General features: G+C 62.1%; 20 protein-coding genes. 1 reads left to right on the forward strand and 19 read right to left on the reverse strand.

Annotation, left to right across the window (positions count from 1 at the left end; genetic code table 11):
• The 10 genes from HGB10_07065 to HGB10_07110 form a co-directional block, all read right to left on the reverse strand.
• On the reverse strand, positions 1–259 hold a 259-nt coding region (locus HGB10_07065; GenBank protein NTU71560.1), incomplete at its 3' end, for a hypothetical protein.
• A gap of 533 nt (positions 260–792) precedes the next feature.
• The gene (locus HGB10_07070; GenBank protein NTU71561.1) at positions 793–1,341 is read right to left on the reverse strand and encodes an N-acetylmuramoyl-L-alanine amidase; all 549 of its coding nucleotides are present in this window, start codon (positions 1,339–1,341) and stop codon (positions 793–795) included.
• 284 nt (positions 1,342–1,625) lie between these two features.
• Positions 1,626–2,987 (reverse strand): protein kinase, encoded by a 1,362-nt coding sequence (locus HGB10_07075; GenBank protein ID NTU71562.1) that lies wholly within the window; start codon positions 2,985–2,987, stop codon positions 1,626–1,628.
• Positions 2,988–2,998: 11 nt separating this feature from the next.
• Positions 2,999–4,858, reverse strand: a complete 1,860-nt coding sequence (locus HGB10_07080; protein NTU71563.1) for a serine/threonine protein kinase — start codon at positions 4,856–4,858, stop codon at positions 2,999–3,001.
• 10 nt (positions 4,859–4,868) lie between these two features.
• Positions 4,869–7,178: a VWA domain-containing protein gene (locus HGB10_07085; GenBank protein ID NTU71564.1), complete on the reverse strand. Its 2,310-nt coding sequence runs from the start codon at positions 7,176–7,178 to the stop codon at positions 4,869–4,871.
• Positions 7,178–7,822, reverse strand: coding sequence for a zinc ribbon domain-containing protein (locus tag HGB10_07090; GenBank protein ID NTU71565.1), 645 nt, complete (start codon positions 7,820–7,822; stop codon positions 7,178–7,180). Before HGB10_07090 ends, HGB10_07085 begins: the two co-directional genes overlap by 1 nt.
• A gap of 43 nt (positions 7,823–7,865) precedes the next feature.
• The gene (locus HGB10_07095) at positions 7,866–8,726 is read right to left on the reverse strand and encodes an N-acetylmuramoyl-L-alanine amidase (GenBank protein ID NTU71566.1); all 861 of its coding nucleotides are present in this window, start codon (positions 8,724–8,726) and stop codon (positions 7,866–7,868) included.
• Between the two features lie 63 nt (positions 8,727–8,789).
• On the reverse strand, positions 8,790–10,385 hold the full coding sequence (locus HGB10_07100) for a protein kinase (GenBank protein NTU71567.1): 1,596 nt from the start codon (positions 10,383–10,385) through the stop codon (positions 8,790–8,792).
• Positions 10,386–10,401: 16 nt separating this feature from the next.
• Positions 10,402–11,484: a serine/threonine protein kinase gene (locus HGB10_07105; GenBank protein NTU71568.1), complete on the reverse strand. Its 1,083-nt coding sequence runs from the start codon at positions 11,482–11,484 to the stop codon at positions 10,402–10,404.
• A gap of 74 nt (positions 11,485–11,558) precedes the next feature.
• Positions 11,559–12,896 (reverse strand): serine/threonine protein kinase, encoded by a 1,338-nt coding sequence (locus HGB10_07110; GenBank protein ID NTU71569.1) that lies wholly within the window; start codon positions 12,894–12,896, stop codon positions 11,559–11,561.
• Positions 12,897–13,083: 187 nt separating this feature from the next.
• On the opposite strand from HGB10_07110, the gene HGB10_07115 reads away from it, so the two are divergent.
• A complete protein-coding gene (locus HGB10_07115) occupies positions 13,084–14,151 on the forward strand; it encodes a M28 family peptidase (protein NTU71570.1) in 1,068 nt (355 codons plus the stop codon).
• A gap of 33 nt (positions 14,152–14,184) precedes the next feature.
• On the opposite strand, the gene HGB10_07120 is transcribed toward HGB10_07115, so the two are convergent.
• The 9 genes from HGB10_07120 to HGB10_07160 all read right to left on the reverse strand — a co-directional run bounded on the left by HGB10_07120 (position 14,185) and on the right by HGB10_07160 (position 25,660).
• Entirely contained in the window at positions 14,185–14,904 is a 720-nt protein-coding gene (locus HGB10_07120; GenBank protein ID NTU71571.1) for a hypothetical protein, read from the reverse strand.
• Between the two features lie 3 nt (positions 14,905–14,907).
• A complete protein-coding gene (locus HGB10_07125) occupies positions 14,908–16,359 on the reverse strand; it encodes a protein kinase (GenBank protein NTU71572.1) in 1,452 nt (483 codons plus the stop codon).
• Between the two features lie 17 nt (positions 16,360–16,376).
• Positions 16,377–17,705, reverse strand: coding sequence for a serine/threonine-protein phosphatase (locus HGB10_07130; GenBank protein NTU71573.1), 1,329 nt, complete (start codon positions 17,703–17,705; stop codon positions 16,377–16,379).
• Positions 17,702–19,753, reverse strand: a complete 2,052-nt coding sequence (locus HGB10_07135; protein NTU71574.1) for a VWA domain-containing protein — start codon at positions 19,751–19,753, stop codon at positions 17,702–17,704. The genes HGB10_07130 and HGB10_07135 overlap by 4 nt, the downstream gene beginning before the upstream one ends.
• Complete coding sequence (locus HGB10_07140; GenBank protein ID NTU71575.1) at positions 19,753–20,712, reverse strand: FHA domain-containing protein; 960 nt, start codon at positions 20,710–20,712, stop codon at positions 19,753–19,755. The genes HGB10_07135 and HGB10_07140 overlap by 1 nt, the downstream gene beginning before the upstream one ends.
• A 156-nt stretch (positions 20,713–20,868) precedes the next feature.
• Positions 20,869–21,129 (reverse strand): hypothetical protein, encoded by a 261-nt coding sequence (locus HGB10_07145; protein NTU71576.1) that lies wholly within the window; start codon positions 21,127–21,129, stop codon positions 20,869–20,871.
• A 95-nt stretch (positions 21,130–21,224) separates the two neighbouring features.
• Positions 21,225–22,430, reverse strand: coding sequence for a trypsin-like serine protease (locus HGB10_07150; GenBank protein ID NTU71577.1), 1,206 nt, complete (start codon positions 22,428–22,430; stop codon positions 21,225–21,227).
• Positions 22,427–23,974 (reverse strand): DUF4013 domain-containing protein, encoded by a 1,548-nt coding sequence (locus HGB10_07155; GenBank protein ID NTU71578.1) that lies wholly within the window; start codon positions 23,972–23,974, stop codon positions 22,427–22,429. Before HGB10_07155 ends, HGB10_07150 begins: the two co-directional genes overlap by 4 nt.
• 45 nt (positions 23,975–24,019) lie before the next feature.
• The gene (locus tag HGB10_07160; protein NTU71579.1) at positions 24,020–25,660 is read right to left on the reverse strand and encodes a hypothetical protein; all 1,641 of its coding nucleotides are present in this window, start codon (positions 25,658–25,660) and stop codon (positions 24,020–24,022) included.
• Positions 25,661–25,784: the final 124 nt, after the last annotated feature.

Genomic DNA, 25,784 nt, shown 5'->3' on the forward strand with positions numbered 1-25,784 from the left:
GCCATGCGGACTGTGAGCCCGCGGCAGCCCGTGTGTCGTCGTACTCACGGTGCAGCGTGGTGCCCACGTTGATCCACGGCGGGGTGGCAAGTGCGGCGCCCTCAGCGCCACTCTCGAAGCCGGCGTCCACCAACGTGCCGTCGGCGGCCAGCGCGGGCAGCGCGAACGCGAGTGCGAGTGCGAGTGTCAGCAGCAGCGCGAGAAGCGCGCGGCGTGTTCGATACCCCCAAGCTCCATCAGGACGTGACGACGCGGACACGGCATACGTGTTCCCGATCACAAGAGCCTCCGATTGATTTGCGCGACCCCCCACGGGTGCGTGTTACTAAGGAATTGCAGGCAGAATTCGCTAGTAGGTAGAGAAGAGGAATCTCACGATTCCTAATAGACCGGCACGGCAAGTGTTAAGTCCCATGAACTACGTGTCAAGGGTATCGGCTAACCCTTGCGCAGGGATGAGTGAAATCTGTCACAGAGCGAACACAATTCGCTCGATGTTGGCTTCAGGATTGCTAACAAGTTGCCGAAGAATGAATCAGTTGATTACAGGAGCTCCAGTTAAGGGAGATGATCCTGATGGTGAGCAAGAGCACATGCCCGGCCTGCAAAGGCAACCGCTACATCAAGGTCAAGGACGCGACCGGTCACGACGCGCATAAGAAGTGTCCCGAGTGCGCGGGTCGTGGATTCAAGGTCACCGTCAAACGGTAGCCGCCAAGAGGCACCGGATCAGATAGGCCGCCCGCACGGGCGGCCTTCGCTGTCTTTGGTCTCTGTCGATGCACCCAAATTCTAACGGTACTCAAAGTCCTTCAGAGCTTCAGCGATTGACTCAGCGATACGCTGGCGACCGGACGGGCTTGTGAGCAGCTTGCGGTCGGCCTCATTGTCGCCAACCTCTAGAAGCACCCTGTACTTCGCATGGTTGCGAGACTTCTCAAGACTATAGAGCCGAAGAGTCCGAATCCCGCGGTCACGAATTCTCAAATCGTCCGAGAGTGCGCTGACCAGCGCTCGCGTCAATGCGCGAGAACGAGCGTCGCGCGGCATGCACTCGCCGAGTACGCCACTGGGCGCACCTCCGTCGTTGTGTATTGAGATGAACACGTCAGCCTTAGCTCGGTTCGACTTCGCGAGCTCAGAGTCGAACGCCGCGGGATTTCGAGGAGACGGTCGATAGTTGTTGCTGCCGGTCAGACCCATACCGGTCTCCCATGCCTTCACGTGCTCAAACTCGGGCAAGGCCTCGATTGTCCGGTCAACGATGTCCCCGCACACTTTGTACTCCGCGTACCCGCGATAGCCGGTGTCCGCCTGATGGGACGGCTGCCATGCGATCACGAGCGGCTGCTCCTCTGGTGGCCCGGGCTGTGGAGCGGCACTCGGCTCAACAGTAGCGGACGGAGGTGCCGCCGCCGACGCAACCACCGCGGCAGTGATTGGCGCGCTCGAAGTCACTGCGGACGGCCGCTCGACGGGGACCGGCCGTGTGTCGGTCGGCGCCTGATTCGAAATGGCAAGGTATGCCGCCGAACCGAGCGCCGCCGCGAGTGCAAGACCAGCAAACAGCGCCCCTATCGGCACACGACGCTTTCTCGGCGCACGACGCCGATACGATGGCTCGGTCACTGCACCTTCTTAGCGTACGCACCCGAGAATCCTTCACGCTTCATGCCGGATGCCGCGTCCTGTGCCTCCGACTTGGTGGCGTAGGGTCCCGAACAAACCACCCAGATACTCTGCCCCGGCTTACCGATGGAGTCATAGTCTGCCGTATCAAGCACCAGTGCCGGATACCCGGCGCTCTCAAGCTCATCGGCCTTGGCGCGTGCTGCAGACTTGCGCTCGTTCGCGTAGAAGAACGCACCCCAGAACGGAGTTGAGGGCGCACCCGGGGAGCCTTGGTTCGATGCCGCTTGAGCAGAAGGCTCGGCTGCAGGGTCTGCGCCACCATCGGGCTGGATGACGACCAGGTCTCCGTTCGCGCTCGAGGTTCCTGGAGGCACCGGATTGGACACGACCGACCCGGTCGTCCCCGAGCCCGAGAACATCCAGAACCCGACCGCTGCCGCAATTCCGAGTGCAACGAGTGCTGCGACAAGCCCGGATGACACTGACCTTCCCGACGCTGGCGCCGGTTGCACACCGCTGCCACCCGCGGCAGGCATCGCTCCGCCTGCAGCGCGGCGGAGATCATCGGCCATCTCCTGAGCTGACGAGTACCTCGCATCAGGGTTCTTCTCGAGTGATCTGGCCACAACAGCCGCAATTGGGCCCGTGGCCTTCATCTCCGGTATGGGAGGAGGCATCTCGTTGGCGATGCGAAACATCATGGTGGTCGTTGCCTCAGCCCAGAACGGGTTACGCCCCGAGAGGGTCTCGTAGCCAACGACCCCAAGCGAGAAGAGGTCACTACGTCCGTCTACCGGCTGGCCCAGAATCTGTTCGGGCGACATATAGCCAGGAGTGCCGATAAGCGTGCCCATCTGTGTTGCGTTAGCGGCTCCCCCATCCAGCACCTTCGCGATACCAAAGTCGGCGACCTTAACGCGGCCGTCATCGAGCAAGAAGATGTTGTCGGGCTTGATGTCCCTGTGAACGATGCCAGCTCGATGCGCAGCCGCCAGCGCGTCGAGAACCTCAAGCAAGATTCCGACCGACGCTCCGGCACTCAGCCCGCCACCATCCAGAGCGTCCCCCAGCGACTGACCCTCAAGCAGTTCCATCGCAATGAAGTGCCGATCGCCATCATCGAAGACGTCAAAGACCTGAACGACGTTGGGGTGCGCTAACCGGGCGGCCGCTCGGGCTTCACGTTGGAAGCGTTCGATCATGTCGACCTGCAGGCCCTCAGAAGTACCAGCTGCAAAGGTGAGTTCCTTGAGCGCCACGGGCCGCTCGAGCGTTAGATCGTATGCGCGATAGACGACACCCATCGCGCCCCGGCCAATCTCCTGCTCGATTCGGTAACGCTGCAGTCCAGACAATGCGCTGCTCCCTATGGCCCTGTTGAACTGGTCGCGCTGATGGAGGCATCTGTTGCTCCACCCAGAATCTCATTGAGGCCCAGGCGGTTCGTTGCGAGGGCAACCGTCACCTGCTGATCGATCTGCTGGAACGGTGCATCCAGGGACCCCAGATTTACTGAGTCCACTTTCGCCGAGGAGATCTTTTGACCTCGTGCCTCCGTCGACACAACACCTGCCATCATCGTGCGAACCTTATCGACCGAGTCACTGAGGGACTGTGCGGTCGTGCCGAGCACTTGGTACACCGGCCCAAAGAACCTGGATCGCGGTGTGGCCGATGCAATATCTGAGCGGTACGCGTTGAGTTCGTCGACGAGATCGTCAAGCTCCCGATTCTCCGTCTTCAGTGAGACCTTCACCTTTGCCGGCTTCTTTGGATCAGAGGGGAAGTCCCAGTAGTTGGTCTCATATGTGTACTCCGATGAGTACTGCCATCCATACCAGTAGTCGTACGTCGAAGACACGGTGTAGCTGTCCTCCCACTTGCGAGTCTCGGCGGCATTGTGCGATTCCACCTCAGCTACCCGCTTACTGTATCGACGACGTCGAGCCGCCCACTCCTTGTCCCAATTGTCGAGATCTCGCTCATTGCGCGCAGCATCTGCCTTGACCTTGGACACGCAACCTTTGAGGTCCACCCAGAGGCCTTTGAGGCGCGCCACATCGGCTGCCATCGCCTTGCCTTCAACGATGATCGCTGCCTTGCGGGCGTTCTCGGCAGCGAGCGCCTTCTGCTTGTACGAATACCAGGCGGCTCCGGAAACGCCGGCCACCAGCAGAAGGGCCGCGACTCCAACCGCGATCCATTTAGCACTCGCCGGCAGCTTGCGCTTCGGCTTGAGCTGAGCCGCCTGCTCCGCGTTCGCCGCGCGAGCGACGGCCGCTGCCTCGATCGCGGCAATGTCCGGTGCCGTCTGCGTCTCAAGATCCGACAGCATCTCGGCGGCAGATTGATACCGTAGATCGGTCTCCTTCGCCGTCGCCTTTCTGATGACGGGCGTGACGAATGCCGGCAAGCCCTCAATGAAGGGGTCAAGCGGCGGGACATCCTCGTACGCAAGCCTATACATCGTCGTCGTGGGCTGGTCGGCGTGGAAGGGATTTGAGCCGATCAGGGCCTCATGGAGGATGATTCCGATGGCGAAGATGTCGCTCCGCGCATCCAGCTCATCACCCCTGATCTGCTCGGGTGACATGTAGCCCACAGTGCCAACGACCTGACCCGCAACGGTAAGGCCCGCGCCTTCGTCTAGTCGGGCAACACCGAAGTCGGCGACCTTGACGCCGCCATCGGGTGTGACGAATACGTTCGCGGGCTTCAGATCCCGATGCACCACGCCAGCCGCAGAAGCAACCTCGAGCGCAGCGAGCATCTGCGTCGCAACGCCGATCGCCGCCTCCCAGGGCAGGGGGCCTCGCTTGAGCACCTCATCAAGTGACTCACCCTCGACGTACTCCATCACGATGAAGTGTCGTTCCCCCTCAGAGAAGGATCCGAGCGTCTTCACGATGTTCTCGCTGTCGAGCGCCCCCGCTACCTCCGCTTCGAGATCGAACCGTCCGCGCATTTCTGCGGCCTTCTCGGGCGTGGTGTTCTCGGGTATCACGAGTTCCTTCAGGGCTACGCGAGTCCCCGATTGCGTATCGGATGCAAGGTAGACGACGCCCATCGCGCCTCGACCGATCTCCCGATCGATCTCGTAACGAGCCAAACCCTCCAACTCCGGACCGGCTACCGTTTCGGCTTGCGGCTCAGATTCGGACTGCGGTTGCTTGACCGGCTCCCCCTGAGATGACTGCTGCTTGTTGTGCTTGCGCTTCTTGCCCACTTAGAGTCCCCTATCCCCTCAAAGACCTGAACACCAGCATTGCATCGCCCAAGAACAGCACATCGCCATCCCCAAGCGTGATCTCCCCATCAAGTTGTTCCCCGTTGACCAGCGTACCCGAACTGCTGGCTGCGTCCCTCAAGACTGCGTCGCGCTTGCCTACAATCACCACGGCGTGGTGCCGAGAGACGCTGCGGTCATTGAGCACAACGTCATTATCGGCATCTCGTCCGATGCGGTTCACCCCGCTGCTTAGAGGAAACTGACCGCCCGATTCTGACTGCAGCGCCCACAGCACTGTCTGAGTCGATTCCGCAGAGACTCCACCCGCACGTTCGGGGGATTTCTCAGGTGCCTCGCCCCGGCGTCCGCGAGCGACTACAGCCGCAACGGCACCCGCAAGACAAAGCGCTCCGAGAAACAGCAGGACCCCACTTCCGTCCGATACCGTACCGCCCGCAACTGCTGCGGGAGCCGGCGCTGTTGTCGGGACGGCTGGCGCTGGTTGAGTGGTGGGCTCGAACGCCGCCAAAGCGTAGTACGGCTCTTGATCCATCGATGTGCTTTCACCGTATACCGACAGCTCCCAGTCGCCCTGCTTTGCGTTCTCGATGAAGACTTGGGCTGGCGATGTGCTGCGCACAACCTTGAGCCCCGGGTAGCCGTCTGCGATCTCTACTCCGTCAGGATCCTTGAGCTTGAGTTCGAGCGTGCTTCCAGGCCAGTAGAGGACTGCCTGCAGCGTGCCGCTCGTCTCACCAACCGTGAAAGAACCGGCGCTGTCGGTCTGTCCTTGTGCGACTGAACCCTGATACTTGCCAAGAACCTGAGACGTCGCAGCGACCTGGGAGTACAAGAAGCCGCCCGCAAGTCCGACTAGTGATGATGGGTCTGCGTACGAATAGCGGTCATCGTTGCCAGCGACCGCCTTGAGCAGCTCCTCGTCGATGTCGTATCCAGGCGTGCCAAACCCGATGGTGTAAATGGTGATCCCCTTGTCACGGGCCTCGTCGGCCGCTGAGATGATCTGATCGTTCGTGTTGCCCTGCTCATCGACGCCGTCCGAGAGCAGGATCATGACGGGTGAGTTCGCGCCGGCCAACTGCTCCATGCCGGTTTGAATGGCATCTACCAGGTTCGTGCTGCCGCCGGCGTCGAGGCCCTGGATTGAAGTACGGAGCTTCTTGTACTTGACGGTGGGGCTTTCGATCGGCTCAGCAGCCTCGTTGAATCGGACAAGCCCGACTTTCGAGTTGACTCCCGACTGTTTGCCAACCCCTTCAACGATGTCGAGGGCCGCGTCGGCGGCCGTCTTCGCGGATTCAATCTTCTCGCCGATCATCGATCCGGAGCAGTCGAGGACGAGAGATGTCGAGGGGGACTTTGTGCTGACTGGGCCGCCCTTGACTGCGGCATCGTAGCGTCCCTTGACGAACTTCTTTACCCCATCATCACTGCATACGGCCTCGTCCTCGTCGGCATCTGAGAGGTTCCCAGGGTGGACGTAGTCCCACATCCAGCCGGCAATGTTCTCCGAGTGGATAGAATCGGCCCAGTAGCTGACCCATGGGACCTTCGACCTGGCGCTTGGGCCTGGCTTGGCTTCGACTGTCTTTACCAGACCGTCTCCCCAGTAGGGCCAGTGGTTGCCCACGACGTAGGCGTAGTTCGCGTCTACCGGAGTTGATGCGGCATCTTGGTCCAGTGAGTCCACAATCGACTCAGCTGACGACACTTGCATCTGCTTGCCACCGTCGCTGCTGTACCAATCAGCGATCCATGGGGCAACCACCCCAGCGCCACCGAGCGACAGCTCATCGAGTACTGAAACGCCCCCGTGCGGCGATGTAATGGTTACCAGACCGAGCACGTCGTCGGCGTACTTCCTGCCGCTGGCACCCTGCATGTACGTTCGCGAAACGAGCCCGCCCATACTGTGCGCGACAACAAAGACCTGGTCGCACTTGTCCCGCTTTCGAATCACCTCGATCGCTGCACCGAGATTGCGTGCATTTTGGCGTATGTCGCCCTTCCCGTCTTGAAGCGCGTGATAGTCGAACAGATACACAACCGGCTCGTCAGACGCATAGTAGAAGGCCGAGCTGACACCGGCTTTGAGAAGCGCCCACTCTGTGTCCTTCTTCACCGTCTCTCGACCGTCGATCCAGCCGGATGCCAGCCACCTCTCACTCGAGTCGCTCCAGCCGTGTACCAACAGTACGGGGGGACGCTTCGCGGCGAACGCTGATGGCGCACACAGCGCGCAGAGCAGCAGAGTGCCCGTCAACGCGATTGCCCATCGCTTCGCGAGCCGCTTCATCACTGGACCGCCGTCCGAGACTCAAGGATTTGTCGGTCCCACAGCATGCTCTGCACCCATTTGCCACTCTCGTTGATGTAGTAGGCCTCGGTGCGAATGGGCTTCGGAGCATTGGCGTACCCAAGATCGAGCGTTACCACGACAATCGACTTCGCCGCATCGAGATACTCGACCTCGATGATTGAATACGACTTGAGTGGTCCGGCGATAGCGACCACCTCCGCACACCGCGTTTCCCACTCACTTCGGCTGACCGCCGCCTTATCGCCAGTCGAGAGACCCTCGTAGTGCCCCGAGTAGTCCGCTGCAGCAAACTTGCCGAGATCGGAGTTGGTTACCGAAGCCACCTCGCTCGACTTTGGCCGGGACGAGAGGTCCACCGCTCCAGACGCATCAACACTCGCCGTCGTCACTCCGACAGGCGCCCCACCGCCGCCACCGCCCCCGCTGGTGGCCGACAGTGCTGCAACGACGAGTAGGAGTCCGGCAGCGGCTGCGATCACACCCACCCACACGCCGTTACCGGGCTTGGGCTGATCCGAGACGGGTTGCCCCGCATCAGCGGCCCCCTTCAGGGTAGACCCGCACTCCAGACACCTCTGCGCGGTATCGAAGTTCTCAGCGCCACATTCGCCGCACTTCATGGGACTCCCCTCCCGGTCCCCCGACCGGTCCGTTACCTACGGCCTACTCGGCACCCAGATAGTCATCGATCCCCTGCGCCATACCTTGCGCAAGCGCCTGTTTGTAGGCACGAGTATCGAGCTTGCGGTCTTCCTGTCGATTGCTCATGAATCCCATCTCGACCAACACGGTCGGAACATCTGACCAATTGAATCCGGTGAGGTCGCCTCGCTTGACGACGCCGCGGTCCGCGGCTCCCGTCCTGGCGACGACTGCCTTGTGCACGAACCGTCCAGCGCGAGCACTCTCGGAGACGATGTCCTTCGTCCAGCGGTTCTTCACGGGAATCAGTGTTGATATGCCATGCGTTCCTGAGCTGGCGCTCCCGTCACAATGCAGCCGCACGAAGAGATCGGCCTGCGCCTCGTTCGCCAACTTGGCACGCTTCGAGTTGGCGATATTGACATCTTGAGTGGTCCGAACCATCACAACCTTGTAGCCCTTCGCTTCGAGCTCATCGCGTAGCAGCTTCGCGACCGCGAGGTTGACGCTGCTTTCGGAGTTGCCTGTCGCGACCCCTCGTGCGCCGCCGGCAACCTTGGCGCGCTTCTCAGATGCGCCGGGTCCGATCGGCTCGACGGAGGAGTCCCCGTGAAGCTGATGTCCTGCGTCGATTGCGACTACCTTCGGATCCGCGGTTTGGGGCTGAGCCGTCGCCTCAAGCGCAGGTGCAGCGGACTCGGCAGTACTTGCCACGGCAGGTGTCGATGCAACCGTCGTTTCGGGCTCAGCTGGCGCAGTCGCGACAGCGGCCGCTCCGGACACAGCGCTTTGCGGTTGCTCGGGGGCAAGCAGCGCCGCCACGAGCATCCCGGAGATACCGATCACGGCCACGATTCCGACTGCGATCCCACCGAATGTCATGACAATCCGCAAAATCCCGGCTCGCTCGCGTTCCCGGTACACGCTCAATTGCCTCCTGTGCAGCTAGTTGGTCACACCAGAGAACTCAACTTCGGCGATCGAAGTGTCTGCGGTCCCCGGATGCGAGCCGTTCTTCTTCGCCTTGTACGCAGAGCGAATGTACATCCTCACGGAATCGGCCTGGATGGGCGCACTCAGGCCGATGGACTGAATCTTGCGCCGGTCGTCGAAGCTGTGCGTCACCCTGTCACCGTTGCTGAAGACGAACTCGGCCTTATGCAGCCGCCCGTTTGTAAGCCAACGATCCCAGTCGCCCGGGTCCTTGTCGTACCCCGGGAGCACGCGGATATCGCTGATCGTCACCGTTTGCCCGAAGTCGAAGTCGACGTATTCGCCCGATCCGTAGTCGTGTCCGTTTCGCCAGGCAATTCCCTCCGCCCAGCAGGTCTCCCTGTCACCATCGAGCAGGTTGGACGCTGAGTAGTCGTTGCCGCCGGCAGCGGGAAGCGTGCTCGAGGCGTGCGCATTGGCAGCGTAGGTGATGTCCTCCGTAGGCTTGCCGGTTGAGCCCCCCGACTGCCCCTCGGCCGGAATCACACCGGTCGCCGTGGGCACTGTCGAACCTGGCACGCCGGTCGTGGGTGTAAAGCCGCTGGTTGTGCCGCCGCTCACGAACATAAAGCCGCCGAGTAGCGCCAAGCAGACACCGGCTGCAATCAGATAGGGCGTCCAATTGGCGCCCCCGCCGTGAGGCTGCCCGACTGCGGGCGGCAGCGTTCCAGGCGACGGGAGCGACACCGTCGCGGGCATCCCCGCGGTCGGCGCCGTCGATATCGGCCCACCCGCCAACGCTGTGCGGAAGGCGTTGGTGTCAGCGAACCTGTCTGCGGGGTTCTTGGCAAGCGCCGTCGCCAGCACCGGACCGAGGTCGGCAGGTAGTCCTGCGAAGGCCTCCGCCGGCAACGATGGGGCGGCCTCGTGAACAATCCGATACATGATTGTGGTTGGTGCGATTCCATCTGTTGCACCGAACGGGTTGTGGCCCGTGAACATCTCGTACGCGATAACCCCGATCGCGAAGATGTCGGATCGCGCATCCACCGGTTGCCCGGTGACTTGTTCGGGCGCCATGTAGCCCGGCGTACCCATGACTGTGCCGGCCTGGGTGAGCGCAGCACCCGTCCCAACATGCGCAATCCCGAAGTCCGCGAGCTTCACGCGTCCATCGTGCGTGATGAAGATGTTGTCTGGTTTCAAATCGCGATGAACCACCCCGCGCGAATGTGCGAACCCCACTGCGTCGAGAAGCTGATCGAGAACGGCGTATGCGGCGGTAGGCGTGAGCGCGCCGGCATCCAGGATGCTAGACAGCGTGTCGCCCTCGATGACTTCCATCACGATAGCCGCGCGACCGTCATACACTTCGGCCGCGTGAATTGTCACAATCCCGGGGTGGTTGAGCCGGGCTGCCGCCTGACCTTCACGAACGAACCGAGCGGCAAGGTCCTCGGAGGTGCCTCCCCCTGTGCCAGGAGGAATCACAGGCTCTTTGATCGCGACCTGACGCTCCAGGCGAGTGTCCCATCCAAGCCAAACAACCGCCATGGCTCCGCGACCGAGTTCACCCCTGATCTCGTACGGTCCGAGCTTCTCAGGCACTTTGACTCCCCTATTCCTAGTTTCCGGAACCAATCTGAGGGTGCCCCTCGGGAAGGCGACCATCGTTCGGCTGTACACTCGAACCGGGGGCCGATTCTTCCGCCCGACCCGTACCGCCCCCTGGTTCGGCTGAGCCCTCGACGGGCACGGTCGACGTGGTCACCAACTCAGTCGTAGCGCGACCGCTCACCGGCTGATGAGGGAACGCAACTAGGTATATCAAGACAATCGTGAGTACGGCCACAACACCAGCGAGGAATAGTATAGAGGTGTTCAGTGCCGATCCGTTCCCGGTGGGTGAACGAACTTGCTGTAAGCCAGACGAAGGTGCGCCAGCGTAAAGCGCGAGCCGCATTTCCTCGGCAGTCTGGTACCGACTCTCAACGGACTTGGCCATCGCTCTTGAAACGATATCTGCTAGACGCACGGCGTCGGGCGAGTAGAGATCTAGGCCCAGCGGGGCCGGCGCTTCATGCACGATTCTATACATAACGGTGGCCGGGGCGATTCCCGTCGACAGACCGAAGGGGTGCCTGCCTGTGAGCATTTCATAAGCGATGACTCCGATCGCGAATATATCGGCCTGCGCACCCACGGGCGCGCCAACCACCTGCTCGGGTGCCATGTAGCCGGGCGTGCCCATAATCGTACCCGCCTGCGTGAGTGCCGCAGATGACTCCACGTGCGCAATGCCGAAGTCCGCCAGCTTCACTCGACCGTCTTCACCGATGAACACGTTTTCAGGCTTGATATCGCGATGAACGACCCCTCTGCAGTGCGCGTAGTCGACGGCTTCGAGCAGCTGGTCGAGAACTGCAAGCACGGAGTGAGGCTCGATCGGCCCAGCCTCGAGAATCGCGCTCAGTGTGCGCCCCTCAATCAGTTCCATGGCTATCACAGGACGCCCGTCGTATATATCTGCGCTGTAAATTGTGACAATGCCGGGGTGATTCAGGCGCGCAGCCGCCTTACCCTCACGAACAAAGCGTCTGGAGAACTCCGCGGCCGTGGCCTCGTCAGCGTTGGGCGGCGTTAGAGGTTCCTTTAGGGCGACATCTCGCTCGAGCGAAGTATCGAATGCACGCCAAACAACTGCCATGGCTCCTCTGCCAAGCTCGCTGCGTAGCTCATACGGGCCAATCATGCTCAAGAAGGCGCCCTTCCGCCGTGCCCTTACATTGCAATCGCGACAAGCTCGTCAATAAGGAGCTCGCCCCGCTCGTACACGGCCTTGAACCCCTCGGGGATAACCTGGCTGCCGTCGGTGAGTCCCACCACCCCCCGCACCACATTCCCCTCTGAACTCGTCACGTTGATTTCTTCGAATGTCCAGCCGCGCATTCCGGACATATCCGAATCAAACTCCTGCTGCGATGTCTTCGCCCGGAATCTCTCCGTCATTAGGAGGTAGGCGAGCCCCGTTTCGCCCGAGTTCAGAAAGTCAGCCCACTGTCTTAACAGCTCCGTCGCATCTGCCTCGGGGTCGGCACTGGATGGCCGGTCGCTGGTCGCCGGCGCTGATGCTGAATCGCTTGTGCTTTGTGCCTGGCTGGGAACTGCCCCTGTCTCGATTGTGCCCGGCCGAGAACCGCTCCAAGCCAGTGCGAGCGCAACCGCCAACAGCGCGACTCCAGCCGCCATTACCCAAACAGGAATCCGTCTTGATTTGGCGTTGGAGCAGGGAGTTCGAATCGTGGACTTGGCGGTAAGCGCCGAAGACATCTCGTCCGCACTCTGGAATCGAGCAGACGGCAGCTTGTTCATCGCGATTAGCGCAGCGCACATTGGCAGCGAAGAGGAGGAGCCATCGGGCAAGACCGGATCCTCATGAACAATGCGATACATCACCGATGTCGAATCGATACCCTCACCCGCTCCGAATGGGTTCGACCCTGTCAACATCTCGTAAAGAATTGCTCCAGCTGAAAACACATCCGCGCGCTCATCGGCGGGAAGCCCCCTGACTTGCTCGGGCGCCATGTACCCCGGAGTACCCATGACAGTGCCTTCAAGCGTGTATCGAGTCTGATCTGCAAGACGAGCGATGCCGAAGTCTGCAAGCTTAATGTGACCATCGGTGGTAACGAAGATGTTGTCAGGCTTCACATCACGGTGCACCACGCCACGCTGGTGCGCATAACCCAGAGCATCGAGCAGCTGAAATTCCACGGAGAGCGCAGCCTCCGTTTCGAGGCGATACTCCGCCCTGAGAAGCTCCGCCAGTGTGACACCCTCAATGAGCTCCATGATCATGCCAGGGCGGCCGCCGTAAATGCCTGAGTCAAAGACAGTAACGATACAGGGATGGTTGAGTTTCGCGACGGTCTTGCCCTCGCGCACGAAGCGCGACGCGAGCTCGCTAGCGACTTCAGAAGGCGTCCCTTGCGGAATCACCGGCTCCTTAATGGCCACCTCTCGCTCAAGACCTGGATCCCATGCACGCCAAACTACGGCCATGGCACCGCGACCGAGTTCTCCCCGCAGTTCGAATGGGCCAAACGAGTCCTGCACGCGGTAATCCCCCTAGCAGCGACCATAGGATGCACAATCGCAGTCCTAGTTCGCGTGAGATGACGCCCCCCGCTCCACCAATTCTGATTGTACGTCAAAGCTATGGCGGCTTCACGGACTTGCAGGAACCGCTTAGTCTGAGCGCAGCTGGTGTGCCCGTTGTCGACTAGGGGAGTGTGGAGCAGCGATGTCTGAGTTCAACGACCGCAACGCCGGACGCGCCGTGCTGATCGCGGCACTGGTCGGACTCGCACTCATGGCGGCAGGTGTTGTCATCCTGATGTCGGCCCTTTCGCCTTCAGCCACGCCAAGTGCCAGTGCACCGGCCGTGACTGAGCAGAAGGCCGCCGAGCCAAGTGTTACTCCCAGCGTCCCGCAGAGTGCGCCTGCGACCCAACCCGCGTTGATTGCCACCCCAGCGGCGCCGCCGCCAAAGGCTTTCAGCGCGAAGTCCGCTTTCGACTACGTAGTCGCGCTCGAGTCGTTTGGGCCACGAAAGGGCGGGGGCGCCGCGGAGCGCCGCGCGGTCGACTACGCATCTCGTGAGTTCGAAGCGATGGGCTATCAGCCGGTTGTTCAGAAGTTCAAGCTGCCCAACGGGAAGACAAGCCACAACGTGGTGGCTCGGCTTGAAGGCTCGTCTCGGCAAACGCTCATCCTTGGTGCGCACATTGACTCCAAGCTTCCCGCGCCCGGCGCAAACGACAACCTATCCGGATGCGGAACCGTACTTGAGTTGGCGCGCGTCCTTCGCTCATCTCCTCTCACACCTACCGTGGTATTCGTCATGTTCGGGACTGAGGAAATGGTCGATGCTAACCCCGACCACCACCATTACGGTTCTCGCGCATTCGTGAAGCAGATGACGCGCGACGAAAAGCGAGACGCAGCGGGCATGGTGTCGGTGGACATGGTCGCAGTCGGGGACGCCTTCACCGTCCGAACCATGAACAAGGGACCTCAGGACCTCCGAAAGGACCTCGCCCGTGCCGCTGAGCACGCGGGCCTGCCGACAAGCTTCATGCGGGACACCGGCAGATTCGGCTGGAGCGATCACGAGCCATTCGAACTCGCAGGGATCCCGGCAGCGTGGGTGGAGTGGCGAGATGACCCCACATACCACACAGCCAAAGATGTGAGCGCTCACCTGAGCAAGAAGCGGCTCAAGCAGACAGGGGCGCTTCTGACCGACTACGTCCGATCGATGTCTCCGGAGAAGCTCGACCGACTGCACGAGGCATCAAAGGCCGACTAGAGCGAGCCTGACACCTGCATGCGGGCTAGAGCACTACTCTCCGGACATCGTGCCGAGATCAGCCGAGTCAACGCACCAGTACCCATCCTCTTGTACGACGTGTATGGTGCCGGCAAACATCCACTCGGCCCCGACATAGAGATTGAACTGCACTTCCTTCGAGTCGGTGTAGTCCTCGTTCACGTTGAGCCAGTCGAGTTCCCCGAGATCGGTGATTGAGGAGGTGTACGTCTCCTCGGCAGGCAGGTCCACGAACTCGGCGGTGTTGTACGTCGTGTCTGTGTTCGAGTCGTAGTTGGAGCGCGTGACCAGGAGATCGCCGGGTGTCGAACTCGCTCGGTATCCCATAGTTCGAAGATCGAAAGCGGCGTCGAGATTCCCTTCCTGACATGCGGCTATGTAGGCGATGATCGCCGCGTCGGACGAGTACGCGCCGGTTGGCGCCAGCGACTGAGGCGGCGTCACACTCGTCGGCGCTGCCTGTTGAATCGCGCTGGTGGTCGATGGCGCTTCGACTCGGATTCCCCCTCCCGAGCCGCCACCCGACGAGAACACCAGCATGAGTACAACCCCAATGGACAGTCCGGCTGCAACCCAGACCCACAGATTGCTGTTCGACCGACCCGGAGCATGAGGAGGCTCTACACCGAGGGCTGGCGACGCTGGAGCCTGCGGAGCCGAGCTGGCCGCGAATCGGCGCTCGAGTGCATCCACGAGCTCGTCTTCTGTGGGTGGTCGATCAGACTCGTTCAACGACTACAGCCCCTCACGGAGCACGCGAACCTCGGTCTCGCCGATTGTGACCGCTGCGCCTATGCCGAGCGGGGCGTCGGCTACGAGTGTCCCGTTCAGCTGTGTACCGTTCCTGCTGCCGAGGTCTCGCAACCAGAGCCAGCCCTCGCGACGCTCGATGATCGCGTGACTACGGCTGACGGAGTCGTCGGCGACGGTGATTTCGACGTCGCCCGATCGTCCGATACGGGCGGGTATCGTGACTACCTCGACCCGGTTCTCATGCGGCCCCAGAATGTGGACCTCGATGCACTCCGCAGTGCCGTTGCCCGTCAGCCCCATCGAGAGGATCTCAGCTTCGGTCGGCGCACCCGAGTTCGAGCGCTCGCGGCTCATCAGCCACCAAACAAGCCCGCCCACCGCCGCGACTGCGGCAGCCATGACGCCGAAGCCACCTGAGCCGGCCGCCATCGCAAGGAATCCCAGCAGGAGCAACGCTCCGACGCCCGAGACTGCAATGACCCAACTTGGCGACCCCTTATCGGGGGCCTTGGTCTTGAGCGCCTCCACCGTGGAAGTCGTGAAGGAGACGCCCTGTCCCGATGCCGGAAGCCCACCGGTAAGATCGGCCAGCATCGCGCTTCCACCTGTGCCGCCCGCCATCGCCTGCGCAAGGTGATAGCGCATGTCTGCAGCGGACTGAAAGCGCATCGCCGAATCCTGAGCCATCGCCTTCTGGATGACGGCTTCCACATCGGCCGGCACCCCGAGGGCACCCGGCAAGGGTTGTGGCACCGTCGTTGTCGTGCGGAAGGTGATGGTCGTCGTGTCGAGCCCATCGGTAGCACCGAATGGATTGTGACCAGTCAGCATCTCGTATGCGATGACGCCGATACCGAACAGATCAGCCCGACCGTCCACGTACTCGGCACGAATCTGCTCAGGTGCCATGTAGCCGGGGGTTCCCGCGATAACACCGTCGGTCACTCCGTCGAGTCGGCTCACGTGCGCGACACCGAAGTCGGTGAGCTTCACACGACCGTCCTCGGTGATGAAGATGTTGTCGGGCTTGATATCCCGGTGCACCACGCCCATGGTATGCGCGTAGTCCAGCGCATCGAGAAGCTGGTCAAGCACGCCGACACTGGCGGGCAGCGACATCCGACCGCTGTCGATCAGATTCGAGAGAGTGTGCCCACGCAGCAGCTCCATGACTATCGCCGAGCGCCCGTCGAACACATCGGCTGCGTAGATGGTAACGATTCCCGGGTGACTCAAGCGAGCGCTTGTCTTACCTTCAAACACGAAACGCTCCGCGAGCTCAGATGCCGTGGACTCCGACATACCCGGCGCGCGAATCGGCTCCTTGATGGCCACCTCACGCTCGAGCTTGGGATCCCACGCACGCCACACCACGGCCATGGCACCTGCCCCAAGCCGTCCGCGAATCTCGTATGGTCCGAAGTTCTCGCTCATGGTGTCCCGATTCGGCCCTAGTCCCGATCGAGCAGCTTGATGCTCGACATGTTCGAGGTGACGTCAACGTAGAGCGGTTCTGGATACGACTTCGCGAGTACGACGCCCTTCGCAGGCGTGAGTTCGTTCTCACGGATGGACGGGCGCGACACCACATACCACTTCTTGCCATCGATTCTCTTCTCGACGGCCTTGAACTCCGCGCCGATGATCAGTGTCCCGATCATCGACTTAGCCCCGCGGGTCGGAGCAGTACGAATCGCAACGTCCCTGCCGGTGACCCTGTAGGTGCGCTCTCTGGACGACGGCTGCTGCGAGCCCGACGCATCGGGGCTTCTCTTGGGCGGCGCGGTCAACGTGCTCGTCGTGCTGGCTGCCGATTTCACTGCGCCCGCTGGCGGTGCGCCTCCGCTCCCGCCAGAGTTCAGCACCGCCACGGCCCAGATCAGAACCACCAACCCACCGATCACGCCCGCGATGATCCATGACGCCCTATTGGCATTCACGTGACGCGCGGCCTCTCGGCGGGCCTTGGACGCTGCGCGTCGGTTGGTCCGTGCCTGCGGATTCCGAGCCCGGAACATGCTCCAGTCCGGGCAGTACAGCACGACTGTGGTGTTGTCGTCCGTTCCGGCCTTGACGGCTGCATCGGTCAGCCGGGAGGCAGCCTCCCCCGCGTCTGCAGCGGATGCCGAGACCGAAACGAGATCAGCCGCCGCGAGCACCGTCGAAAGCCCATCACTGCAAAGCACCAGGACATCCGCTGGACCAATATTCTCGTGGTTCAACTCGACGTCGCCATCGCCAAAGCCCAGCGCCCGTTCTATGACGTTTCTGCTGGGGTGATTCTGAGCCTGCTCCTCCGTGAGAATGCCTTCGGCGATCATGCGACCGACCTGGGAATGGTCAACGGTGATCTGCTGTGCGTCCGACCCCTGGATGAGGTACGCCCGGCTATCCCCGATGTGACCGATCCACGCTTCGTCCTGCGACACGAATGCGGCCACAAGCGTTGAGCCCATGTTCGAACCGCCCGCCGCCTCAGCAGCACGAATGACTGCGGCACTGGCCTCCGAGGCGATCTCGCGCAAGGCCTGATTCACGTCCAGTGCGATCTTCGACTGCAGAGCAAGCTCGACGAGGTCGTCGACGTACCGTTCTGCGGCTTCTGCCGCCACCCGGCTGGCAACGTCACCCCCCTGATGTCCGCCCATGCCATCGCAGACCATCAGGAAAGCCTGAACACCGCCGAGCTGCGACGAGTAGGCGGATAGATCCTTGATGAGGTAGTTGTCCTCGTTGTACGGGCGCGGACCCGGTACCGAGAATCCGCCCAGGCTGATCACATCTGGCTCCCGTTCTCCTCATTCTGAGAACCCGCGTTCTCCGTCGGCTCTTCCGCTTGCTCACGCCGGCGTCTCGTGCTCGCAACGATGGTCACGATCACGGCGACAAGACCGACTGCCCCCACCCCCACGAGCAGGAACATCGCGGTGTCATCCTGCGGCGCCCCCACGGTTTCGACCTTGAACGCGTTGGCCTGTGAAACCGTGAATACCTGAGCCTTGCGCGCGCCCTGTTCACCCGTTAGTACGACGGTGTACTTCCCGGGTACGGGGTCGTGCATGGCGATGGTCGCTACCCCATCCTTCACGGTGGAGGCAGCCAGCTCCGTAGCCGCGACTGAGCGCCCTCCCCGCTGAATCTCAAACGACAAGCTGCCCTCATCAGGCACGAGACCTATCTCCAACTGACGCGTACCGGGCTGGATTGTGCCGAGCTCGACCGGCGTCTTTCCGGCAAGCTTGACCTCTTCGTCTAGCCCAGCACTTCCCAGACTCGAATAGCGGGCACGCAGGAAGTCTCTGCGCAGCCCGAACAAGTCGTCTGCCTTATGGAACGAGCCACCTGTCGCTTGTGCGATCCGCTTGAGAAACTTCACATCCGCGTCACCGACGCCGCCGAGCGCAATCGTTTCGATGCGAATCCCCGCACGCTTGGCATCGGCGACCGGTCCGGACAGGATGGCCTTCTCGCTCATTCCCGCAGTACTCAGGCCATCCGACAAGAAGACGAGCACCTTGTCCGCAACGGCAGGTGTGCCATCGAACTGATTCACCCCTTGCTGCAAGGCCTTGCCAACGTTCGTGTTGCCGTCGGCCCCGAGCGCCGCAACTCGTTTGTCGGCCGCGTCGAGGCTTGTCGCAGGCGATGCCACCACTCGAGTCTGCGTGTTGAACGAGACGATGCCCAGATCCTCCGGCACCGCGTCGGGCACACTCTGGCGCGCCTCGAGCGCCCCGATGAAGTCTCTGGCTGCACGCTTGGCGGCGGTGATCTTCTTCGTCCGGCCGAGGTCCTCTCGCATGCTCCCGGACACATCGATCACCAACCGTGACGAAATGTGGGTGGTGGGTGCCGCGTCGGCGAACCATGTCTCGTAGAAGCGCCTGACCAGTTGGCGCGTCTGTTCATCGGTAACATAGCCGGGCATCGGCGCGAGCCGCTCGGCCTCAGATTGGTCAACCGCGCCTGTCAGACGGCCACCCGCTTTGGTCTGCTTGAACCATGCATCCCTTAGCGGCAACGTCTGACTGGCCCGCGCCTGAACCTGCACGTAGTCGAGCGCCGACGGCGCCAGTGATGTCGGAATCACACTATCTTGCGGCAGCACGAGTCCATCTGACTGATAGCCAGCGATCGATGACCCGATTCCCTGCACGACCAGACACTTCAGGACTGCGGGGAACCGACCGCTGTTGAGACTCGCAAGCAACGGGCTGCCCGTGGCAACGTCGGAGACCGTGAGTCCTGCCCCCGCGACGAACGGCTCCCACGAATCAAGGTCGCCGTAGTCTCGCAGCAACGTCAGCCCGGATGACGGCGTACCCATCAGGACAAGGCCAACAACGTCCGCTCGATCTGACTGTCGAACAACGCCGAGATCCTCGAGGTATGTCCGTGCCTGCAGCCCGGTCGCCCCCTGTGCAACGAGCACAACCCGGCCCACGGTATTGCGTGAGGCCAACGTGTCGAGAGCCCACGCTATTGACTTCACATCGATGACAGCACCACTCGGCGTCCCGCTGTCATCGCTGGACGTCAACACGTAGGTGTCGGGCGCGCCCTGCCCCGCCCACCAGCCTGGCTGGGGGCTCGTCAGCAAGCGAATGCCGCCGGAAGCCGCAACCTCCGACTGCTCACCGAGCCAGTGAGTGCGGTAGTAGACCGCATCCCCCAATCCCGCGTCCAGGATCAGGACGGGGACTCTATCCGGCGCGGTAGCAGGACCTGCTGGTGCGGCATTCGACAAGGTCGGCCCCACGAGCATGAGTGCCCAGCACAACGCAGTTACGAGGATGCCGAGCCGCGCCGCGCGCCTCGGCAGGCGCATCACGCACCCGCCGGCTTGAAGGCGAGCGTCGTGTCTCCGATCCGAACCAGATCGCCGTCGGCGAGCGGTGTCTGCCCGGCAATCTGGCGTTCATTGACGTAGGTTCCGTTGCTCGACCCCATGTCGGTGATCGTGAAGACGCCATCGGCGAAGCGGACGCGCGCATGCTCTCGCGATGCTTTGCCGTCATCGATCGCAACGAGGTTTCCCGGGTCGCGACCGATCTTGGATTCCGAGGCGGGAAGCTTCCACGTCTTGCCCGCAGACGCACCGCTGACGGCTCGAAGCTCAGCCATTGAACCCGGGCGCTCCAGAATCGTGGCGGCACTCGTGTTGGGGCGCTCGATGACCGTCGCGGCCGCTCGGCGATTCTCACTGACCGTCCCCTGCGAGCCCATGGAACCCGGTGCCACAGTCGCGGCCGCGGTGGGGGCGGAGGGACGGGACTTGACGGACTGAATCTCCTGGCGCAGCTCACCAAACTGATTGTTGAGTGCACTGACGAACTCGGTCGAAGGACGGCTGCGGCTCACCGTCGAAGCATAGAGAATGCAGGCGAGCGTACCGAGGGCAACGCCGAGCATGGACAGCAGCGCGATCTTCGGACCGTACCCCGCGATGAGCCACTTAACGTTCCATGAGATGGCGTCGTTGTAGGTGATCTGGCCAGGCTCAGCCAGGAGCTGAACGGCGAGGCGTATACCGTCCGCCTGACCCGTGAACTTGAAGATGAAGGCGGGCATCACGAAGAAGACACCGACCAGGGACATGATTCTGGGGACCAGGGCCTTGTCGGCGCGGCGCTTCTGAGTCGAGTCGATGAACACCCATGCTGCCTGACCGGCAGTGATGAGCAGGAACATGAACATTCCCCAGGTGAATATCCACTCGTACTGCGCTACTTGATCAAGCAGCGCCACCAGACCCGCTGCGTTGCCACTGAAAGCAATTGTCTGCATCAGATTCCTCCTTCGTGGTCTCCCCAACTCACGCGACGAATGCCGCAGTGAACTCCCTCAAAGCACGACTACCAAACCTGCGAGCGGTTCGCTCGGTACTCAGCTGACCCCGCATCGCAGCATAGTCGAGAATTGCTGTGCTGTCCTTCCCGCGAGCTACGGTGACTTCGTCGGAACTGTGGATGCCGTAGCCGGCGGCGAAGATGTCGCTCCACCGGACGGAGCCGGAGTCGGCGCACCGGTTGCCACGACGGTTCCCGATGTCGTGCCGGGAGCCCTCACGGTCATCCCGCCACCACCGCCCGAACCGCCGCCTCCCGCGGAAAGCATGAGAACAACCAGAATGAGGGCAGCCGCTCCCGCCACTGCGATCACGATCGTGGAGGACTTGGACTGCGGCTCAGATCGCGGCTGCAATGAGCTGCCACACGCAAAACAACGATCTGCCCCCTCGAGATTATCCCCGTCGCACTCAGGACACTTCATGGCACCACCTTTCTCGCCGTAAGCAATCAGCTCACACGGGTAATGGTTGTATCTCCGACTCGCAGTGACCCCCCGACCGGGAGCTCCATGCGACTGGTACGGGTCCCATCACTGAGCAGCCCGTTACTGCTGCCCATATCGCGTGCGACCGGCACAGGAGTACCAGCCTCCCACGTGATACTGACGTGATGTCTACTGGCCTGAGGGTCCGCCACCGTGATCTCGCAGTCGCTTGAGCGACCGATCACAGCAGGCAAGCTCGTATCAACCCTACGGAATCCGTCGGGGCCATTGACCTCGAGTGAGATACCTCGGTCAGACGGACGCGCCCCCCGGGAGTCCGCGTGTGTTTGAGCGCCCGCACGGCCAGGCTGCTCGGGCGTCGACCTGGGCTTACCGGAATTTGCGACGAGCCACCAGATCAGCCCGCCGCCGGCCGCCGCCAACAAGAGAAGAAACAGCCCCGAGTCGTCGGGGGCCGATCCACCCGCTGCGGCGCCTACGGGGACTCCACCGACCGGGCCTGCGGTCGTTACGGAGCCGGTTGCCGTCCCGGATGCCGACCCAGCGGGTGCATACTGCCCGAGAAACGACGTGACATCGGCGAGCGGCACCGCGAACCCCACATTGTCCACGCCGGTCATCTGGGCCTTGGCTACGTTTATCCCGATTAGGCGACCAGCGGAGTTAAGGAGCGGGCCTCCCGAATTGCCGGGGTTGATTGACGCATCAGTCTGAAGATACGCCTCGCCTTCGACTTCCTGCTCCAGGGAGCTGACGATTCCCTTCGTCACCACCAGCTTGGTCAAGCCCAGGGGGTACCCCAGGGCCCACACTTCATCGCCTACTCCGACGGGGGCGGTCTCAAACACGATCGGCGTACCGACGCTCGAGTCGAGCTCCAGTATGGCGAGGTCCGGACTGCTGTTCGACTTCAGGATTTCAAAGCGGTACTGCTCGCCATCGTCAGTCACAACTCGACAGGTGGACCCACCCTGCTCGACGTAATCCGCAACATGACCCGCCGTGAGCACTCGGCCCGGAGCGATGAAGACGCCGGAACCGAAGATGCCCTCACTCGAACTCGAGATAGCAACGACTGAGCTCTTTGCGGCCTCCGTCACGTTTGCGCCGTGCGCAACGCGAGCAGTCACCAGGATTGCGGCAGCCGTGAGCAAGACCAAGACTATCCGGAGTCGCCTCGCTGAAATCGAGTCGGTGCAGACGGTCATTCCACGACCCTCACAAGGAGGATCGTGTCCCCGATTCGAACCTCATCGCCCGAATTGGCAGACGCCACGTCCCCACCGATCACGTCACCCCTCACGAACGTGCCGTTGCTACTCCCTGCATCGCGGACCTCGAGCGTAGAGCCTTGCACCTGGAAGTACGCGTGAACGCGTGATGCCTTGCCGTCCGGGATGCTCACGAAGCAAGCAGACTCCCGACCGACTCGCACCTCGGTGCCCGGCAATACCCACCGCTCCCCGGGCGCGCCTGGTCCGCTGGTACGGACAATCTCAATCACAGCGGTTTCACCAGCGCTTTGCGAAGAAGCGTCGACAGCGAAAGCCTCGGGTTCGGGCTCGGGTTCCACCGCAGGCTCGGGTTCGGGCTCAGATTCCACCGCAGGTTCGGGTTCCACCGCGGGTGCGGGTTCGGGCTCGGGTTCCGCCGCGGGCTCGGGTTCGGGCTCGGGCGTGAGGACGAGGGCCGGCGTGGGCACCGGTTCTGACACGTCGGCGGGGATTGGCCCCGCCACAGGCACGGGTGCGGGCTCAGGCGCCGGCTCCGGCACTGAAGCAGGCGCTGGATCCGGATCGGGATCGGGATCCACGATGGCTACCGCCTCAGGCATAGGCTCGGGCTCAGAGATCGGTTGGGCCGGGGGCTTGACGACACCAGCGAGAGCGGCCGCGACTGCTGCACGCCCCGTCAGACCGGAGCCCGAGGCACCTGACGCCTGGGCCGAAGGTGGGACGGTCTGCGCGTGCGATTCTGCACGGGCCTCCGGCGACCCATTCTGAGCCTGTCCCTGCGCCCCAAACGGGGGTGTCGGCAGACCCATCCGGGGAGCCGCGCCCGCACCAGCAAGGGCCGCATACTGCCCCCACAGCGCATTGACGCACGTGCCCGCAACGAGTCCTAGTGCCATGAACACAGGGAGTAGGACTATCACCGCAATCTGCCCGATGCACGGAATAGCGCCAATGAGCCCGCCAGCAAAGCCGGCGATCACAGAGACTCCCCAGACTGTGACGATGTCCAGTATCCAGGCGGTGAAATAGGCGCCGGGATTGGCCCGGATTCCGGACAGAATGGACTTGAAGTCAAAAGCTGCGCCGAAATTGCCGTTGACGGCGTAGTTGCACCTGCCCGCTTGCACGAGTACGGACACGGCCAGAACGTAGAGTGCCGCGAGCGATAGGCCGAGCGTGAGTGAGCTCAAGGCCGTCGCCAGCCCATTCAGACCATCGGATTGCAGCGAACCCATCAATAGGCCAGGTGCACCGAACAAGAGGACGATTGCGAAGGCCGGCACGAAATACAGCATGGATGCGAACGCGAACGAGACTCCCTGTACCCAGTACTTGCCGAAATCCCCCCATTCCGGGAGCTCATTTCGACCCGAGGCGACGCTGCGGACGTAGGAGATGCCCCATCCGGGAACTGCGAGGTTAACGACTGGGACGAGAGTGAGCAGCACGCCGAGTGCTACTTTGCCCAACCATTTGCGGTCAGAAAAGGGTGCCCGGTACGCCTCGCCGATGTTCATCTCACTCCATTCCGCTGGAAGACTAGGGCACTCGAATACGGGAGATCACCATACGGTCTGATGCATCGTTGCCGAGGTATTCGACAGACCCTTCCACCCCATGTAGTACCAGCCAGTACTCGGCACCCGCACGTAGTATGTGCGCCAGCGATTTGCTGGGATGTGTTTCTGGTTGGCCACCTTGCCCCAACTGCTGTTGCGCAAGTACACATGTTGCACTGACGAGGTGCTTCTTGTGCGGAACTGGTGCTTACCCTTGGTTAGCCACACCTGCGACGTCCAGTATCCGTCCGTGTAGTTGGCGGTGCCTTCCTTGTCGTCCCAGCACGAGCGCACCCATTTAGTGCTGCTCGCGCGCGGGCTGTTCGTGGAGTTGCCTGGATAGTAGAAGCGGTAGTACCGCTCCGCTTTGGGCTTCACGCGCGCGCTGACGCGACCTTTTGAGTTCGTCCTCAGTCTGCGCACAGTCGTCCAGGAGTACCCGCCGTAGGATTGCTGAAGCAGTACCCGTGCACCCTTCATGCGCTTGCCCGTGTAGCGCTTCAAGGTGGATGACAGTCCAATCGACCGACGATACGTCGAATACCCGCCACTCGAGGAGATGGACAGGCTCGGTCGGTTCACCCACACCGTTTGCCGATCGGTCATTGTCCATGTATTTGTCAGACCCGATGCGACTACCGCTCGAATCGTCCACTTTCCTGCAGACGGCAGGCTGAACCGCGCTGCGTAGTACGTACCGGGATAGCCGTTGCCGAATGCCGTAGTCGACAGTCCTGCGTTGATCGTCTTCTTGAGTGACGACCCCTTGAAGCACTGTAAGCGCACCGCACCGGGTATCGCGGGCTGCTCCGGCCCCACGTAGCCCTGCACCACAAACGACCGGCCTACTCGAGCCGTCACCGGTGCGTCGATGCTCACATAGGGCACGACGTCCGCGGTCGCCGTGGGGGACGTGGCTCCGCCGACCACACGCATCCTGTAGGTGTAGGTCTTGTCCGCGATAGCAGTGAAGAACGCCTGTCCGTTCGAGTCGGTCGTAGCGGACCCGTGCTGAATCCAGCTGGCCGAACCGGGCGCCTGGCGCTCGACTACAACCGACTTGCCAGCGATACCGGCCGTGCCGAAGATCGTTCCACGAACCGCGATCTCCTCCAACCACGAAGGGTAGCTCGGAACGTAGAGTATCGGGCCTGTGTATGCCCCAAACGAGCGCGTGCCCTGCACGACCGCCGACCCGGAACCTGAGTAGGCGTGGACGTTAACGATGTAGAGACCGCCAGCCGGTGACACATGCTCAACGAGCTCTGGGTATACAACGTCCGCCGAGTTGGCGACGGTCTCACCTTGGGCGGTATACACGGTGATGTCGAAGTCCGTGTCGGCAGAGCCGTACAGTTGCAGGTTGAGCTGCTCACCCGGACGCAACTGGATGCAGCGAATCATGTCGTCGTCTTCGTACAGGTAGCCGCTGTATGGAAACGCATTGATGGGGGTACCGGGTAGCGGGTCGTCCGATGCGGCAGCCGGCTCTCGGTCAGCTGCCGCTCCACCGCCAGCCAGCTCGGCGAACGCCCGGATCGGCTTGCCTCCCGGACTCGATACGGCGCAGGCGGGACCTGCAATCAGCAACGTCGAAATCAGCACAGAAAGAATCAGGGCAAACGCTAGAAGGCGCAGCTTCATCAGTTTCACTCCCCCGTGAGATGCCGGTCGCAAGCCTCCCCCTGCGAGCCGCACCTCAGTCTGCCGCCACCCGCGCCTTCTGTCCAATGCCGAGCACGGGGCAGGCTTCTGAGACACGCTAATG

This window comes from Coriobacteriia bacterium (assembly GCA_013334745.1).
In the GTDB taxonomy this organism is placed as follows: domain Bacteria; phylum Actinomycetota; class Coriobacteriia; order Anaerosomatales; family JAAXUF01; genus JAAXWY01.